We start from the raw sequence: 17,855 nt of genomic DNA, 5'->3' as shown, positions 1-17,855 counted from the left end.
GCCTTGGTGCAGCACTGGAATCCTGCGTTCCTGGCACAACCGGGGTCGCCGACCCTGCACCAGTTGTTCGAGGCGCAAGCCGCGCAACGACCGAACGCCATCGCCCTGGTTCACGAGGGCGAGCGACTGACCTATGCCGCGCTCAACGCCCAGGCCAACCAACTGGCGCGCAAACTCCGCGAGCAGGGCGTCGGCCCCGAAGTGCGGGTCGGCATCGCGACCGAGCGGGCGATGCCGTTGGTGATCGGGTTGTTGGCCATTCTCAAGGCCGGTGGTGCCTATGTGCCGCTCGATCCGCACTACCCGGCCGAACGCCTGGGCTACATGATCGAAGACAGCGGCATCACGCTGTTGCTGACCCAGCACCACTTGATCGACGGTCTGCCGGCCTGTGACGCTGTGCCGGTGCTGAGCCTGGAATTGCTGCAACTGGAAGCCTTCAGCGCTGACAACCTGTCGGCGCTGGCGACCCCGGACAACCTCGCCTACGTGATTTATACCTCCGGTTCCACCGGTCGGCCAAAAGGCGCATTGCTCAGCCATGGCAACGTTGGGCGACTGCTCACGGCCACCGCTGGCGAGTTCAACTTCGGCCCGGACGATGTCTGGACGCTGTTCCATTCCTACGCGTTCGACTTCTCGGTATGGGAACTGTTTGGTTCGCTGTGCACCGGGGGACGGCTGGTGATCGTGCCGTATTACATCAGCCGCGACCCGCAGGAGTTCCATCGTTTGCTGTGCGACGAAGGCGTGACGGTGTTGAACCAGACCCCGACCGCGTTCCGCCAGTTGCTGCCGATTGCCTGTGCCAGCCCAAAAAACATGGCGCTGCGCCTGGTGATTTTTGGCGGTGAGGCGCTCGAAATCGCGAGCCTGCGTCCCTGGTTCGAACGCTTCGGCGACCGGCAGCCAACCCTGGTCAACATGTACGGCATCACTGAAACCACGGTGCACGTGACTTACCGTGCGATAGGCCTGGCGGATCTCGATGGCAAAGCCCAAAGCCCGATCGGCCTGCCGATCCGCGACCTGCGCTGGTACTTGCTCGACAGCCAGTTGCAGCCAGTTCCTGAGGGTGTGGCCGGCGAGTTGTACATCGCCGGTGCCGGGCTGGCGCGGGGTTATCACGGACGCTTCGACCTGACCGCCGAGCGCTTTGTGCCGAGCCCGTTCGAGGCCTCGCAGCGGCTCTATCGCAGCGGCGACCTGGCGCGTCAGCGTGCCGACGGCAGCATCGATTACCTCGGGCGGATCGACCAGCAAGTGAAGATCCGCGGTTTGCGCATCGAACTGGGTGAAATCGAAGCCGCGTTGCTGGCCCAACCGGGCGTGCGCCAAGCGGTGTTGAGCGTGCATTCGGGCGACGCCGGGCAGCAGCTTTGCGCCTATGTCGTGGCCGAACAGACACCGACAGACCCGATCGCCTGGCGCGACAACCTGCGCGCTGCGCTCAAGGTGGATCTGCCGGATTACATGGTGCCGAGCCACTGGTTGCTGCTGGATGCCTTGCCACTGACCGCTAACGGCAAGCTCGACCGCAAGGCCTTGCCGATGCCCGATGCGCAGGAATGGCAGCGTCCGTTCGAAGCGCCCGAAGGCGACCTTGAGCAGCGACTGGCGGCCATCTGGGCCGACATGCTGGGCGTGGCGCAGATCGGTCGGCGCGACAACTTTTTTGAGTTGGGCGGGCATTCGCTGCTCGCCGCCCAGGCCAGTGCCCGTGTGGAACTGGAACTCAGCATCGAGTTGCCGCTGCGCACGCTGTTCGAATCCGCCGACCTTCAGGCTTATGCCGCCATGGCCGGGCAACATGCCCCGGCTGACCACGATGCACGTCTTGATGCGCTTGAGTCGCTGCTCGACGAGATGGAGATCAACTGATGGAACACACCACCGCCCAACGCATCGCCACCCGCTTCGCCGGCCTGCCTGCCGGCAAGCGCCGCGAGTTTGTGCAACGCATGCAAGAGCAGGGCGTGAGCTTCGGCCAGCTGCCGATTCCGCCCGCTGCCGAGCTGCAAACGACGTTCGAGCTGTCGTACGCGCAGCAGCGTCAATGGTTCCTCTGGCAGCTTGATCCGCACAGTTCGGCGTACAACATTCCGGCGGCGTTGCGTTTGCACGGGCCGCTGAATGTCGCGGCATTGCAACAGAGCTTCGACGTGCTGCTGGAGCGGCATCAGAGCCTGCGCAGCCGTTTTGTCGAGGACGACGGGAACGTGTTGCAGACACTGGCCGATGTCACCTCGCTGCCCATCGAACGGATCGATCTGCGCGGCGAACCTCAGACGCAGCGCTTCGATCAGGCGATGAACAGCGTTGAGCAGGAGATCGCCCGACCGTTTGATCTTCAGCACGGGCCATTGTTGCGGGTCACTCTGTTGCAGCTCGACGCCGAAGACCACGTGCTGTTACTGACTCTGCACCACATCGTCACCGATGGCTGGTCGATGGGCGTGTTGGTTGAGGAGTTTTCCCGACTTTACGCCGCGCATTGCCAAGGCCGGAACGCTGCGCTTGAAGCATTGCCGATTCAATATTCGGACTACGCCCTGTGGCAACGCCGCTGGATGGAAGCAGGCGAGCTGGAGCGTCAACTCAACTGGTGGCGCGACCGTCTGGGCAGCGAACAACCGCTGCTTGAGTTGCCTACCGACCGTCCTCGCCCGGCGCAGCCGAGCCAGCGCGGTGCGCGTCTGGATTTTACCCTCGACGCGACCTTGGCCAGCGGCCTGATGACCCTGGCCAAACAGCGCGGCGTCACCCCGTTCATGTTGTTGCTGGCAAGTTTTCAGGCGCTGCTATATCGCTACAGCGGCCAGTCCGACCTGCGCATCGGCGTGCCGGTTGCCAACCGTAATCGTGCTGAAATCCGTGGCCTGGTCGGCTTTTTCGTCAACACTCAGGTGATGCGTGCCGAGCTCGATGGGCGATTGCCGTTCAGCCGGTTGCTCGACCAGACTCGCGCCGCATCCCTGGATGCCCAGGATTATCAGGACTTGCCTTTCGAGCGGCTGGTGCAGGCGCTGCAAAGTGAACGCAGCCTGAGCCACAGCCCGCTGTTCCAGGTGATGTTCAACCACCAGCAAGCCAAACCGGCAGCGGTCAGCGGCTTGCTCGCCGGCCTGCGCGTCGAGGCGCTGAATGCCACGGCGCAGACCACGCAGTTCGACCTGCAACTGGACACGCAGGAAGAGGGCGACAAGCTGTTCGCCAGCCTGACCTATGCCATCGATTTGTTCGACGCTGAACGCATCGAGCACCTTGCGCGTCATTGGCGCAACTTGTTGGCCGGTGTGTTGGCGAACCCACAGTGTCCTATTGCCGAGTTGCCGCTGCTGGATGCCGACGAGCGACTGCGCATTCTCGATGACCTCAACGACAGCGCTCGAATCTATCCGGGCGAAGTCTGTGTGCAGTGCCATTTCGAGGAACGCGTGGTTGAAAACGGCGAGGCAACGGCGCTGGTGTTCCAGGGCCAGTCACTGAGTTACGCCGAGCTGAACCTGCGTGCCAATCGCCTGGCCCATCACTTGCGCGCCCAAGGCGTCGGCCCGGAAGTGCTGGTGGGGATCGCCTGCAACCGTTCGTTTGAAATGGTCGTTGGCTTGCTGGCCATTCTCAAGGCTGGCGGCGCCTATGTGCCGCTGGACCCGCAATACCCGGTTGATCGCTTGAGCTACATGATCGAGGACAGCGGCATTGCGCTGTTGCTGACTCAGGAGCATCTGCTGGCGCAACTGCCCACATCGGACAACGTTCGCACTTTGTGCCTGCACGCCGAGGCCGATTGGCTAAGCGACATGCCGGGCACCAATCTGGCAAACCTCGCCACTGCAGAAAACCTCGCCTACGTGATTTACACCTCCGGTTCCACCGGCAAACCCAAGGGCGCGGGCAACCGCCATGTGGCGCTGCATAACCGTCTGGAGTGGATGCAGCAAGCCTACGATTTGCAGCCGAGCGACCGCGTGCTGCAAAAGACGCCATTCAGTTTCGACGTGTCGGTGTGGGAGTTTTTCTGGCCATTGATGAAGGGCGCCACCCTGGTCATCGCCGCGCCGGACGAGCATCGAGATCCGCAGCGTCTCGCCGCGTTGATCGTCGAGCAGGCGATCACCACGCTGCACTTCGTGCCTTCGATGCTCTCGGCGTTCATCGGTGCCGACGAGGCGCTGGCCTGTACCTCGTTGCAGCGCATCATTTGCAGCGGTGAAGCGTTGCCGATGGAACTGCAACGCCAGACCTTGCGCTGCCTGCCGCAAGCCAATCTCTACAACCTGTATGGCCCGACCGAAGCGGCCATCGACGTGACCCACTGGACCTGTGTGGAAGAGGGGCGCGACAGCGTACCGATCGGTCGTCCGATCGCCAATCTACGCACGTGCATCCTCGACAGCGAACTGCAACCGTTGGCCCTGGGTGCGGTGGGCGAGTTGTACCTGGGCGGTGTCGGTCTGGCGCGCGGTTATCACCGTCGTAGTGCGCTGACCGCCGAGCGTTTCGTGGTCGATCCGTTCGGCAGTGGCGAGCGCCTGTATCGCACTGGTGACCTGGCGCGTTATCGCGCTGACGGCGCCATCGACTACTGCGGCCGTATCGACCATCAAGTAAAAATTCGCGGTTTGCGCATCGAGCTCGGCGAGGTCGAAGCGCGCCTGCACGAATATATCGATGTGCAGGAAGCCGTGGTGCTCGCGCTCGATGGCCCGAGCGGCAAGCAATTGGTTGCGTACATCGTGCCGCAAGATAAAGCTTTGGTCAGCGCCGATGCCGAGCACCAAGGCGTCTGGCGCGAAACCCTGAAAACTCATCTGCTGGCGAGCCTGCCGGATTACATGGTGCCTGCGCACACCGTACTGATCGAGCAAATGCCCCTGAGCCCCAATGGCAAACTCGACCGCAAGCGCCTGCCGGCACCGACCTCGCAGGTCAGCCAACGCGCCTTCGAAGCACCGCGCAACGAACACGAACAGGTGCTGGCGCAGATCTGGCAGGACGTGCTGGGCGTGGAGCAGGTGGGGCGTCAGGACAATTTCTTTGAGCTGGGCGGCGACTCGATCATTTCGATCCAAGTGGTCAGCCGTGCGCGCCGTGCCGGTCTGAGCCTGCAACCCCGTGACCTGTTCCAGCAGCAAACCTTGCAAGCCCTGGCCGCCGTGGTCAAGGAACAAGCCGCACCGCTGGCGCAACAAGGGCCAGTGGACGGCCTGCAAAAGCTCACACCGATCCAGCGCTGGTTCTTCCAGGAATCGATCCCGCAACGCGCGCACTGGAACCAGGCGGTGCTGCTGACGCCGCGTGAAACCCTCGAATTGCCGCGCCTGCAAGCCGCGCTGCAACGTTTGCTCAAGCAGCACGATGCGTTGCGTTTGCGCTTCAGCCAGGTCGACGGCCAATGGTCGGCACGCTATGTCGGAGCCGACAGCTGCGATGTCATCGACATGCTCTGGACCGCTCGCGTCGCCAGCAATGAATCGCTGGAAGCGGTGTGCGACGAAGCGCAGCGCAGCCTCAGTCTGCAAGACGGGCCGTTGCTGCGCGTGGCGCTGATTGCTCTGGCCGATGGTTCCCAGCGTTTGCTTTTGGTGATTCATCACCTGGCTGTGGACGGTGTGTCGTGGCGGGTGTTGCTGGAAGATTTGCAGGCGGCTTACCAAGCGCAAGAACTGCCACCGAAGACCAGCGCCTTTCAGACCTGGGCCGACAAACTTGACGCGTACGCACGATCCGAAGCCGCTGCCGGCGAACTGGACTGGTGGCAGGCGCATTTGAGTGTGGCGAATGATTCGCTGCCCGCCGCCAACGCTCAGGCCAGTCAGGCCGGGCATTTGCGCCAGGGCGTCAGCATCGGTCTCGACCGCGAACAGACTCGCCAGTTGCTGCAACAGGCGCCGGCGATCTACCGCACACAGGTCAACGACCTGCTGCTGACCGCGCTGGCTCGCACCCTCAGCCGCTGGACCGGCCACGCCTCGGCGCTGGTTCAGCTCGAAGGTCACGGCCGCGAAGAGCTGTTCGACGACGTCGACCTGACCCGCACCGTCGGCTGGTTCTCCAGCCTGTTCCCGGTGCGCCTGACGCCGACTGCCGACCTTGCCGGTTCGATCAAGGCCATCAAGCAGCAACTGCGCGAAATCCCCGGCAAAGGCATGGGCTACGGCCTGTTGCGCTACATGGGCGATGCGTCGACCCAAGCGGCGTTGGCGGCGTTGCCGCAAGCGCGGGTGACGTTCAACTACCTCGGCCAGTTCGATCAGAGCTTCGCCGAAGACGCACTGTTCAAACCGGCCACGGAGTCCAGCGGCGCTGCGCAATCGGCGCAGGCACCGTTGCCGAACTGGCTGTCGGTGGACGGTCAGGTGTATGGCGGTGAACTGAAACTCGACTGGACCTTCAGCCACGAATGTTTTGACCCGCGTGAAATCGAAGCGCTGGCTGCGGATTATCAACGCGAGTTGCTGGCGCTGATTGCCCATTGCCTGAGCGACGGCGCAGGCGGCGTGACCCCGGCGGATTTCCCATTGGCGCGCCTGACCCAGGCGCAACTCGATGGTCTGCCGGTGCCGCCCGCACAGATCGAAGACCTGTATCCGCTGTCGCCGATGCAGGCCGGTTTGCTGTTTCACAGCTTGTACGAGCCGGCGTCCGGCACGTACGTCAATCAGCTCAGCGTCGAAGCCGGTGGGCTTGATGCCGATCGGCTGGGCCGCGCGTGGCAAACGGTGCTCGACGCCCATCCGATCCTGCGCAGCAGCTTTCACTTCCCGGACGGCTTCGAGGTGCCGGTGCAGCTGGTCCATCGTCACTTGCAGTTGCCGCTGACACGCCTCGACTGGTGTGGCCGCAGCGATCAATCCGAAGCGCTGGCGCAGTTGATCGACAGCGAGCGCCTGCAACTCGATTCGACCCGCGCCCCGCTGATGCGCTTGACCCTGGTACGCCTCGACGATGAGCGTCAACAACTGATCTACACCCACCATCACCTGTTACTCGATGGCTGGAGCAACTCGCTGCTGTTGAGCGAAGTCTTGCAGCGATATGCCGGGCAGGCTGTGCAGACACCGGCCGGGCGTTTTGCCGATTACATCGGCTGGTTGCAACGTCAGGATGCTCATGCCGACGAGATGTTCTGGCGCGACCAACTGGCGGCGCTCGACAATCCGACCCTGCTGGCGCAAAGCCTGGCCCATGGCGACTGTAAAAACCTGTCGGCACAGGAATTCGCCGACCATCTCCAGACCTTCGATGTCGTCACCAGTCAGCGCTTCCGAGAGTTTGCCCGTCAGCAAAAAGTCACGCTCAATACATTGGTGCAAGGGGCCTGGGCACTGCTGTTGCAACGCTACAGCGGTCAACGCTGCGTCGCTTTCGGCGCGACCGTGGCGGGGCGGCCGGTGGATGTGCCGGGGACTGAAAGTCAGCTCGGCCTGTTCATCAACACCTTGCCGGTGATCAGCAGCCCGGACGCGGTAGAAAACGTCGGTCAGTGGCTGACTCGTTTGCAGGCACAAAACCTTGAATTGCGTGAGCATGAATTTACCGCACTGAGCGACATTCAGCGCTGGGCCGGACGTGCCGGCGAGCCACTGTTCGACAGCCTGCTGGTGTTCGAAAACTTCCCGGTGGCCGAAGCGCTGCAACAGGGCGCGCCAGCCGGTTTGAGCTTCTCTGTTCCACAGAACCACGAGCGCACCAACTTTCCGCTGACCCTGGCCGCCACTGCCGAAGGCCAGCTCAGCCTGAACTGGAGCTACCAGTGCAGCCACTTCAGCGCCGCCGCGATTGCCCGCATGAGCGAGCATTTGGCGGCGCTGCTGGCGGCGATGGTCGCCGCGCCAGAAGCTGCGTTGAGTGAGCTGAACTTGCTGACTACGGCGGAACGCACACAGCAGTTGGTCGAGTGGAACCCGGCGTTTACTGCGGCGCAGAACCCGCTCTGCGTGCATCAATTGATAGAAACCCAGGCGGTCATCCGTCCGGACGCCACCGCCCTGATCTTCAACGATGTGGAATTGAGCTTCGACCAACTCAACCGTCGCGCCAACCAATTGGCCCACCGACTTCGTGCACTGGGTATCGGTCCGGAAGAGCGGGTTGGCCTGGCCATGCAGCGCTCGCCGGACATGATCATCGGCCTGCTGGCGATCCTCAAGGCTGGCGGTGCCTACGTGCCGCTGGACCCGGCCTACCCGACGGAACGCCTGCGTTACCTGATGGAAGACAGCGGCATTTCGCTGATGATTTGCCAGTCGTGGCTGCGGGGAAAACTGCCGTTGCCCGACGGCCTGCCGGTACTGGAAATCGACCGCGAGCCGCTGCAATTGCTGGCCGACACCAACCCGGTCAACCGGACCTGCGGGGAAAATCTCGCGTACCTGATTTACACCTCTGGCTCCACCGGGCGCCCTAAAGGGGTAAGCGTGGCCCACGGTCCGTTGGCCATGCATTGCCTGGCAATTGGCGAGTTGTACGGCATGACCCCGGATGATCGCGAGTTGCAATTCGCCTCGATCAGTTTCGACGGCGCTCACGAACGCTGGCTGACGCCACTGGTGTTCGGTTCGGCGGTGATGCCGCGCGATGACGAGTTGTGGAGCGTGGAGCGCACCTGTGCCGAGATTGAAAAACACGGCATCACCATCGCCTGCTTCACCCCGAGCTATCTGTCGCAGATTGCCGATTTCATGGGCGAGGCGGGGCGTGACTTGCCGATTCGGTCGTACACCCCGTGCGGCGAAGGCATGGCCAAGCACGCGTTCGATGAAGTCCAGCAAGTGCTGCAACCCAAGCGCCTGATCAACGGTTACGGCCCCACCGAAACGGTGATCACGCCGCTGATCTGGCTGGCATACCCGGATACCGAATTCGACTCGGCGTTCATGCCGATCGGCCGGCCGGTCGGCAACCGCAGCGCCTACATTCTGGACGGCGGTCTGCAGCCGCTGCCGGTCGGTGTCGCGGGTGAGTTGTACCTGGGCGGCGAGGGCGTTGCCCGTGGTTACCATCAACGCCCGGACCTGACCGCTGAGCGTTTTATACCGGACCCATTTGTGCCAGGTGGCCGCTTGTATCGCAGTGGCGACCTTGCACGGCTGCGTGCCGACGGCGTCGTCGAGTACCTCGGCCGTATCGACCAGCAAGTGAAAATTCGCGGGTTCCGTATCGAACTCGGCGAGATCGAGGCCTGCCTGCTCGAACACCAAGGCGTGCGTGAAGCCTTGGTGATTGATCGCGAAGGACCGGTCAGCCGGCAGTTGGTCGGTTACCTGGTGCCGCGCGATCCGCTCGCCGATGAGCAGGATTTGCTTGAAGCGCTGACGGCTCATTTGCGCAGTCGGCTGCCGGCGCACATGTTGCCGGCGCATTTGATGTGCCTGGCCGCACTGCCACTGACGCCGAACGGCAAGCTCGATCGCCAAGGCCTGCCAGCGCCGGAGGCTACTCGGCAGAACCACGATCATGTGGCCGCCGCGTCGCCCGCCGAAGCGTTGCTGGTGGAGATCTGGCAGGAATTGCTGGGCCTGGATTCGCTGGGCGTCACCGAAAACTTTTTCGAGCTGGGCGGCGATTCGATCATCTCGCTGCAGGCGGTGAGCCGTGCCGGGCAGCGCGGTCTGGTGTTCAGTCCCAAGCAACTGTTCGAGCAGCAAACCATTCGGGCGTTGGCCTGCGTGGCCACCAGCCGTGACGTAGCGCTGACCGAAGCACCGAAAGTCGCCGCTTTTTCGCTGGTGCCGCACATCGATAGCGCCGCCCGTGAAGGCCTGCAGGATTTGTATCCGCTGTCGCCGATGCAGCAAGGCATGTTGTTCCACTGCCTCGATTCGCCGGAGCTGAATCCCTACGTCAACCAGTTGAGCGTAGCGGTGGACGGTTTGCAGGTACCTCGTTTTCGCGCCGCCTGGCAGTCGTTGGTTGCGCGTCACGAAGTGCTGCGCGCCGCGTTCCGCTGGCGTGACGGCCTCGCCGATCCGCTGCAAGCGGTGTTCGCTGAAGTTGATTTGCCGATCGAAGAACTCGACTGGCGTGAATGCTGCGATACCGAACAGGCGCTGGGCGAGTTGGCGGCGGCAGAACAGGCCAAGGGGTTCGACCTGAGCTGCCCGCCGTTGATGCGTTTTATCCTGGTGCGTCTGGGCGATGATCGTTACCAGATGATCTGGATTTACCATCACCTGTTGCTCGACGGCTGGAGCGCCTCGCGTTTGCTGGGCGACATGCTGCGCCTGTATCACAACAACAGCCTGCCGACCCTGACCGGTCGCTATGCTGACTACATCGCGTGGCTGCAACGCCAGGACGGTGCGCAGGCGCAAGGCTTCTGGCGTGAGCGTCTGGCGCTACTCGTTGAACCGACCATTCTGGCCAAGGCTGGCGGTGCGACAGGCTCCGGCCACGGCGTGATGTACAGCAACCTCGACGCCGACGCGACGCGCAAACTGCACACCTTCGCCAAGCGTCAGCGCGTGACACTTAACACGCTGGTGCAAGGCGCGTGGCTGCTATTGCTGCAGCGTCACAGCGGCCAGCGCAGCGTCGCGTTCGGTGCCACGGTGGCGGGGCGTCCGACCGGTTTGGCGGGTGCTCAGGACATGCTCGGCCTGTTCATCAACACCTTGCCGGTCATTCAGACACTCGATCCGCACCAACCCCTGGGCGAATGGTTGCGCCAGTTGCAGGATTACAACCTGATGGTCCGCGACTTCGAGCACACGCCGCTATCGGACATTCAGCGCTGGGCCGGGCAGGGTGGCCAGGGCTTGTTCGACAGCATCATCGTGTTCGAAAACCATCCGGTGGACCGAGCCTTGAAAGGCGGCGAGGAAGGGGAACTGCGCTTTGCCGAAGTGGGCAGTGGCGGTGTCACCAATTTCCCGATGGACTTGATGGTCAGCGCCAACGAAGACGGCCTGGAAGTCGAATACCTGTTCCTGCGTGACCGCTTCAGTGACGCGGAGGTCGAGCGTATTCGTGCGCAGCTGGAAGGGTTGTTGCGTGCGCTGCCGGAGGACGCTTCTTGCCTGCTCGGCAATATTGGTTTGCCGCAGCCACGTTTGAGCCTGCCGCAGGCGTCCGACGACAACGCTGATTTGCTGCACGCGTTCAATCAACACGTCAAAGCGCAGCCGCAGAATATCGCCTTGATCTGTGAAGATCGGCACGTCAGTTATGCCGAGCTTGAGGCGCAGGCCAATGGGCTGGCGCAGCAATTGATTGATCGCGGTATCGGCCCGGAAAGCCTGGTTGCGGTGGGGTTGTCGCGTTCCGAACGCACCATCGTCGCGTTTCTCGCGGTGCTCAAGGCGGGGGCGGCTTACCTGCCTTTGGACCTGGCGTACCCGGCTGAGCGACTGACCTACATGTTGAGCGATTCGGCCGCCAGCCTGCTGCTGTGCGACAGCGACCTGGGTGATCGACTGACCCTGGCCGACAGCCCGCCGCGCCTGCTGCTGGATCAGTTGAGCGTCGCCGACAACGTTGTATCCCCGGTTTCCCAGCCGTTGCCGGGGCACTTGGCGTACCTTATCTACACTTCCGGTTCCACGGGCCAGCCCAAAGGCGTGGCCGTGGCGCGAGGACCGATTGCCCGGCACTGCCGCGGCATCATCGAGCTCTACGAACTGGCGCCGCGCAGCCGTGAGTTGCACTTCATGTCGTTCGCCTTCGACGGGGCGCAGGAGCGCTGGTTGAGTGTGATGTTGGCCGGTGGCAGCCTGGTGATTCGCGATGACAGTCTGTGGGGCCCTGAGCAAACTCTCGAAGTCATGCGGCATCACGGTGTCACCGTGGCTTGCTTCCCACCGGCGTACCTGCAACAAATGGCCGAAGTGGCCGAACGTCTGGGCAACCCGCCGGCGGTCGAGGTGTATTGCTTTGGCGGCGATGCGGTGCCGGAGGCCAGCTTCGAGCGGGTCAAGCGTGCCCTGCGTCCGCAGCGTCTGGTCAACGGTTATGGCCCGACCGAAACCGTGGTCACGCCGCTGCTGTGGCGTGCCGAAGCCAGCGAAACCTGCGACGCGGCTTATGCGCCTATCGGGCGCGGTGTGGCGGGCCGTGGTTTGTATGTGCTGGATACCGATCTCAATCCGCTGCCGGTCGGTGTCAGTGGCGAGTTGTATCTGGGCGGCGAATGCCTGGCGCGTGGTTATCACCAGCGCCCCGGCATGAGCGCCGAGCGATTCATCCCCGATCCGTTCGAGGCCGGCGGCCGCATGTACCGTACCGGCGACCTTGTGCGCCAGCGAGGGTGCGGGTTGATCGACTACCTGGGGCGACTCGACCAGCAAGTGAAGATCCGCGGTTTCCGCATTGAACCAGGCGAAATCGAAGCGCGTCTGCGTGAGTACGCTGGCGTGCAGGACGCCGCCGTGGTGGTGCACGACACGCCGACCGGCAAGCAATTGGTGGGTTATGTGGTGGCGGCCGGTGCGGTCGGGCTGGATCGGCGTTTGAAGTCTGAACTGCAAGCGCAACTGCCGGATTACATGGTGCCGGCGCGGATCGTGGTGCTGGAGCGATTCCCGCTATCGGCCAACGGCAAGCTCGATCGTCGCGCACTGCCGACGCCTGAATGGGCGCTCGGCGGCTATCGTGCGCCGCGCAACGGCCTGGAGACGGCGCTGACCGCAATCTGGCAAGAAGTGCTCGGCGTGCCGCAAGTCGGCATCGACGACAACTTCTTCGAACTGGGGGGCGATTCGTTGCAAGTGCTGAAGGTCATCTCGCGTGTGCGCAGCCAGCCCCGCCTGGGCTTTGAATTGAAGCTGCGCGATCTGATGCAGAAGCCATCCATTGCCGAGCTCAGCGGCTATCAGGCCATCGAATCCACGTCTGCACCGGAGCCGCTGCTGGCGCTGAATGCACGGCTCGCGGATGTACCGGCGCTGTTTTGCCTGCACGCCGGGTTCGGCACGGTGTTCGACTACGAGCCGCTGGCGCGGCGACTCGAAGGTCGGCGTACGGTTTACGGCGTGCAATGCCGCATGCTGCTCGACCCGCACTGGCAGGACGAGTCGCTGCTGGCCATGGCCCAGGCCTATACGCAACGGATTCGTGCCCAGCAAGCCACGGGGCCGTATTACTTGCTGGGCTGGTCGTTGGGCGGTGCGTTGACCCAATTGGTCGCTCACGAGCTTGAAAACCAGGGTGAAGCCGTGGCGTTTGCCGGGTTGGTTGACAGCTACGTGGCCGGCACCGCAGAAGCGGGGGACTGGCGCGAAGACTTGAGCGATTTTCTGAAATTTGTGCTCGGTTTGCCGGCTGACGAGGCTCACGCCTTGATCGCGCTGAAAACCGATGGCCTGAGTGAAGGCGCGGGCTCCACCGCCGTCATCGAAGCTGCATTGCACTGTTCCAATGAGCAGGCCGCATTGGGCGCGGGGGAGCTTACGCAGATCTTTGCCACCGGCTCACGCCTCAAGCAACTGGCGCTGGCGCATCGTCAACTGCCGGCCATCCACGTCTCGGCCCATCGCTGGTGGATGGTCGGGCGCGAAGACGAACGCCGGGTGTTCGAGGCTCAGGTCGGCCGTCAGGGTGTTGATCGTCTGTTGGCAGGCGGGCATTACGAGCTGCTGCGCGGTGATGAGTTGCTCGATGAGCTGGAAGGCTTGCTGGAACAACGCTTGGCTATGGCTTGAAAACGCGACATGGAAGGCGAGACGAATAACCTGTGGCAGGGGGGATGTGTGGTGGGGGGATTCTGTGGCCAGGGGATTCTGTGGCGAGGGGGTTTACCCCCGTTGGACTGCGCAGCAGTCCAATTTTCAGGGCCGCTCCGCGCCCCAACGGGGATAAATCCCCTCGCCACAGGTCAATGATGCCTTGGCCACAGGTCAATGCCTTGGCCATAGGTTTTTCGCTTCAAAATTTGTATTTACGCACCTGTTTTTGGGAAGGATTTGTCCATGGCCGTATTGCCAGAACTTGAAGCATTTCTAGAACTCGCCGAGTTCGGCCGGATGACCGGTAAAAGTCGTGCGATGCATGAACAGTCGCCGCAACAGGCGCGGATCGATTTTGAAGCATCTTCCGGGTTTCTGGACGTGCCGCTGGATAACCTGGTTTGCGAGCGTTTCACCTTGACCGCACGGGACGGCCACAGTCTGCCGGCGCGGCTGTATCGCGATGGGCAAGCGATCGACGGCTTGCAGCCGGTTGTGTTGTATTTCCATGGCGGTGGCTATGTGGTTGGCAGCCTTGATTCCCATGATGCGCTGTGCCGGCGGCTCGCCTTGCAGGGCGGGTTTGCGTTACTGACCGTGGATTATCGACTGGCGCCGGAGTGGCGTTTCCCGACGCCGGTGCTGGACGCCTGCGATGCCGGCAATTGGCTGGTGCGCGAAGGCGCGGCGTGGGGGCTGGATGCAGACCGGGTGGCATTGGTCGGTGACAGTGTGGGTGCGACACTGGCCACGGTACTGTCGATCATGGCCGTGCGTGAGCCTGCGGAACTGGCGTTGAAACCCAAAGCGCAGGTGCTGCTGTACCCGGTGACGGATGCGACCACAAAGCGCGCATCCCATCGAGATTTTGCCGAAGGCTATTTGCTGGAAACGGCAACGCTGGACTGGTTTTACGCGCATTACGCACGCACCGCAGAGGACCTTGCGGATTGGCGCTGCTCGCCGTTGCTGGCGGCTGATCTTTCAGGCATGGCGCCGGCACTGGTGTACCTGGCCGGGCACGATCCGTTGCGTGACGAAGGTAAGGCGTATGCCGATCTGCTGCGCGCGGCGGGGAACGAGGTGACGCTACTGGAGCAGGCGGGGATGACCCATGACTTCATGCGCATGGCAGGGTTGTTAGGGGAAGTTGAAGGGACTCACTCGGAAGTGGCGGGGTGGGTGCGTTCGCGGGTTTGAGTTGAATTGAAAAACTGCCATGCCTGGATCAGGGGGGCGGTTTTGTGCCCGGGCAGATGTTTTTGGATTGGCTGCACTGGCGCCATCGCGAGCAGGCTCGCTCCCACATTGGATCTTCAGTGCTCACAAAATCGCTGTAGGAGCGAGGCTTGCCCGCGAAGGCGGACTCACATTTACAACAAATCCCAAGCCTGAAAAAATGCCCGCATCTCACGACACGGGCATTTTTCATTTCAGCTCACGACTCAGAAATCATACTTCGCGGTGATCTGCAGGTTGCGCGGCTCGCCGTAGAACGTGGTGCCGAAGTTGCCCAGGCCCGACATGTATTTCTTGTCGAAGACGTTGTAGGCATTGGCGGTGAAGCTCAAGTGTTCGTCGTATTGATAACGGGTCATCAGGTCCACGAGGGTGTAGCCACCTTGTTTGAGCAGAGTGTTGCCACCTTCACCGTTACCCAGGTTCGGGCTATAACTTTGGCCGTAAAACGCGCTTTGCCAGCTGACGCCGCCGCCGATGGTGACCTGGTCCAGTGCGCCGGGCAAACGGTAGGTAGTGAAGGTACGCACCACGTGTTCCGGTTTGCTTGAGGCGAGCGGGAAACCGAAGATGCGTTGTTCGTCCTCGTCGCGGGTACGCGCATAGGTGTAGCCGGCAGTCACGTTCCAGCCATCCGCCAGTTCGCCTGCCAGTTCCATCTCCACCCCCTTGGTGGTGGCGCCGGAGATGGCTTTATAGACATCCTGTCCGGTGCCGACGTCGGTGGTGACGTATTGCGCAACGTTGTCCTGCTCGATCTGGAACAAGGCCAGGCTGGCGTTCAGCTTGCCTTCGAAATAAGCCGCCTTGATGCCGGTTTCGTAGCTGTCGCCTTCAACAGGCTTGAGGGTCGAACCGGTCACGTCCTTGTAGATTTGCGGCTGGTAGATCTTGGTGTAGCTGGCATACGCCGAGTACACGTCGTTCAGGTCGTAGACCACACCGGCGTACGGTGTGACGACGCCATGTTCCTTGTAACTGGCGTGGGTGTCGGTCTGGGTGGCGCCTGGATAGTAGGTGTAGTCTTCGTTGTACTTGAAGGTGCTCAGTCGGCTGCCGAGGATGAACGACAGGTCGTCGGTCGGACGCAGGCGTGTGGCCAGGTAGAGACCGTTCTGGCTTTGCGTGCGTTCGTACTTGCCGTTTTTCGGGAATTGCTGTTTTGGCAGGTGCCCGTTCCAGTCAAAGATGCTGCCTGGCACCAGTTCGAATGCGCTGGTGTCGTAGGTCGCACCGGTCTGACGTGAGTGGGCAGCCATGAAGCCAGCCACCAATTCATGCTCGCGACCACCGAGGGAAAACGGCCCGGAGAGGTTTACGTCTGCAGAGTTCTGTACGCGGTGGCCTTCCCAGCGTCCCCAGTAAAGGAAGTTGCCTTCGCCCGTGTCGGGGTCAGCGGAGCCACCGCTGGCCGAGGCCAGTTGGGTGTCGTGATCAGTGGTTTTCTGGTCGAAGCTGGCCTTGAACTTCCAGCCATTGGCCAGTGCCTGTTCCAGCGACGAGAAGTAAGTAACGCTGTCGAAATCACGGCGGCTCCAATCGGCGCCCGGGTTGAAACTGCGAGAGAAGTCGGTACTGCTGCCGTCGGTGAAGTACGGTGCGTTACCGGTCCAGGTACTGCCGCGGGGCGTTGCACTGGACTTGTCGACGCCAAAGGTCAACAAGGTATCGTCGGTCAGGTCAGCTTCCAGGATGCCGTAGAAGATGTCTTTTTTCTGGGTGTAATGGTCGATGTATGAACCTTTGTCCTGGTAGGCACCCACGAATCGACCGCGCACGTTGCCCGAATCGGTCAACGAACCGGAGATGTCGCCTTCGGTGCGGTAATTGTCCCAGGAACCTGCGGTGGCGCTGACTGAAGCCTTGAAGTCCTTGGTCGGTTTCTTGCGGATCAGATTGACGGTGGCGGACGGGTCGCCGTTACCGGTCATCAGGCCGGTAGCGCCCTTGATGACTTCGATGTGGTCCAGGCTTGCCGCGTCGTCACTGTTGTTCGGGTTCTCGCCGTAAACGCCATCGTAGGGAATGTTGACGCCATCGTACTGGAAGTTGGTGATGGCAAAGCCACGGGCGGAAAATTCGGTACGGTCGCTGTCGTATTTCTGCATCGAGACGCCAGGCGTGTTGCGCAACGCATCGGCAACGCTGGTGACGCCACGATCGTCCATTTGCTGGCGCGTCACTACGGTCACCGATTGCGGCGTTTCGCGCAGGGTCAGCGGCAGCTTGGTCGCGGTGGTAGTGGCGCCGGTGGTGTAAGAGCCGGTGTCTTCGGTGTTCAGGCCCAAGGCCTGTCCGGAAATGGTGGTAGCGCCCAGTTGCAGACTCGCCCCTTCACCGGTTACCAGGGTGACGCTGTTGCCATTGATCTGGAACGAGATGCCGGTGCCTTTAAGCAAAGCATTCAGCGCCTCGGAAGGCTCCAGTGAACCGGACACGGCCCGTGACTTGACGCCGGCAACCTGGTCAGGGCTGTAGAGAATCTGCAGGTTGGTCTGCATGCCCAGCTCGGTCAGCGCGTTGGAAAGCGGCTGCACGGCAATATTTACTTTTACAGGTGCAGCATTGGCCATCGAGCTCCCCAGCAAGGTGGCGGTCAGCAATGCGCTGGTGAACAGGGTGCGATGCAAAGTCGGGCGCTTTACGGCCATCGCGAGAGGTGTGCGGCGTGGTAGAGGTCGCATTACTTACCTGAGCTCCTGAAAAGTTTTTGTTAATAAGAATGATTATTAGACGCGGCACGAACCAAAAACCGGAAAAAAACCCGGCAAATAAATTTTCGAAAGAAAAATGACGCGGTTGTGCGATGAGGGTGACGTCTGTGGACAAGGTGACCTGTGGCGAGGGGGCTTGCCCCCGTTGGGCGGCGGAGCGGGCCTCTGCGCCAGTCAGTCATACCGGGCAACAGGTTTTACGACTGCTGCGCAGCCAAGCGGGGGCAAGCCCCCT

The 17,855-nt window shown here is 62.1% G+C and carries 4 protein-coding genes and 1 pseudogene; 4 read left to right on the top strand and 1 reads right to left on the bottom strand.

The genetic code is table 11. The annotated features are described in order from the left end of the window. Positions 1-6 precede the first annotated feature (6 nt). From DU29_RS1000000133765 to DU29_RS0116255, 4 genes and pseudogenes are all read left to right on the top strand, one after another. Positions 7-1,518, top strand: a pseudogene (locus DU29_RS1000000133765) (amino acid adenylation domain-containing protein); the annotation flags it as partial. 33 nt (positions 1,519-1,551) lie between these two features. Continuing rightward, positions 1,552-1,881, top strand: a complete 330-nt coding sequence (locus DU29_RS1000000133760) for a phosphopantetheine-binding protein (protein ID WP_442961311.1) — start codon at positions 1,552-1,554, stop codon at positions 1,879-1,881. Next, complete coding sequence (locus DU29_RS0116260) at positions 1,881-13,643, top strand: non-ribosomal peptide synthetase (protein WP_028622618.1); 11,763 nt, start codon at positions 1,881-1,883, stop codon at positions 13,641-13,643. The genes DU29_RS1000000133760 and DU29_RS0116260 overlap by 1 nt, the downstream gene beginning before the upstream one ends. A gap of 267 nt (positions 13,644-13,910) precedes the next feature. After that, positions 13,911-14,867: an alpha/beta hydrolase gene (locus DU29_RS0116255; RefSeq protein WP_028622617.1), complete on the top strand. Its 957-nt coding sequence runs from the start codon at positions 13,911-13,913 to the stop codon at positions 14,865-14,867. Between the two features lie 245 nt (positions 14,868-15,112). Here the strand turns inward: DU29_RS0116255 and DU29_RS0116250 are convergent, their stop codons facing one another. Then, the gene (locus tag DU29_RS0116250) at positions 15,113-17,590 is read right to left on the bottom strand and encodes a TonB-dependent siderophore receptor (RefSeq protein WP_028622616.1); all 2,478 of its coding nucleotides are present in this window, start codon (positions 17,588-17,590) and stop codon (positions 15,113-15,115) included. Between the last annotated feature and the right edge of the window lie 265 nt (positions 17,591-17,855).

Origin of the sequence: Pseudomonas sp. Ant30-3 (assembly GCF_000690905.1) — a bacterium.
Classification (GTDB): Bacteria; Pseudomonadota; Gammaproteobacteria; order Pseudomonadales; family Pseudomonadaceae; genus Aquipseudomonas.
The sequence above is the reverse complement of the archived record's forward strand: the minus strand, read 5'-3'. Positions and strand labels throughout refer to the sequence as shown.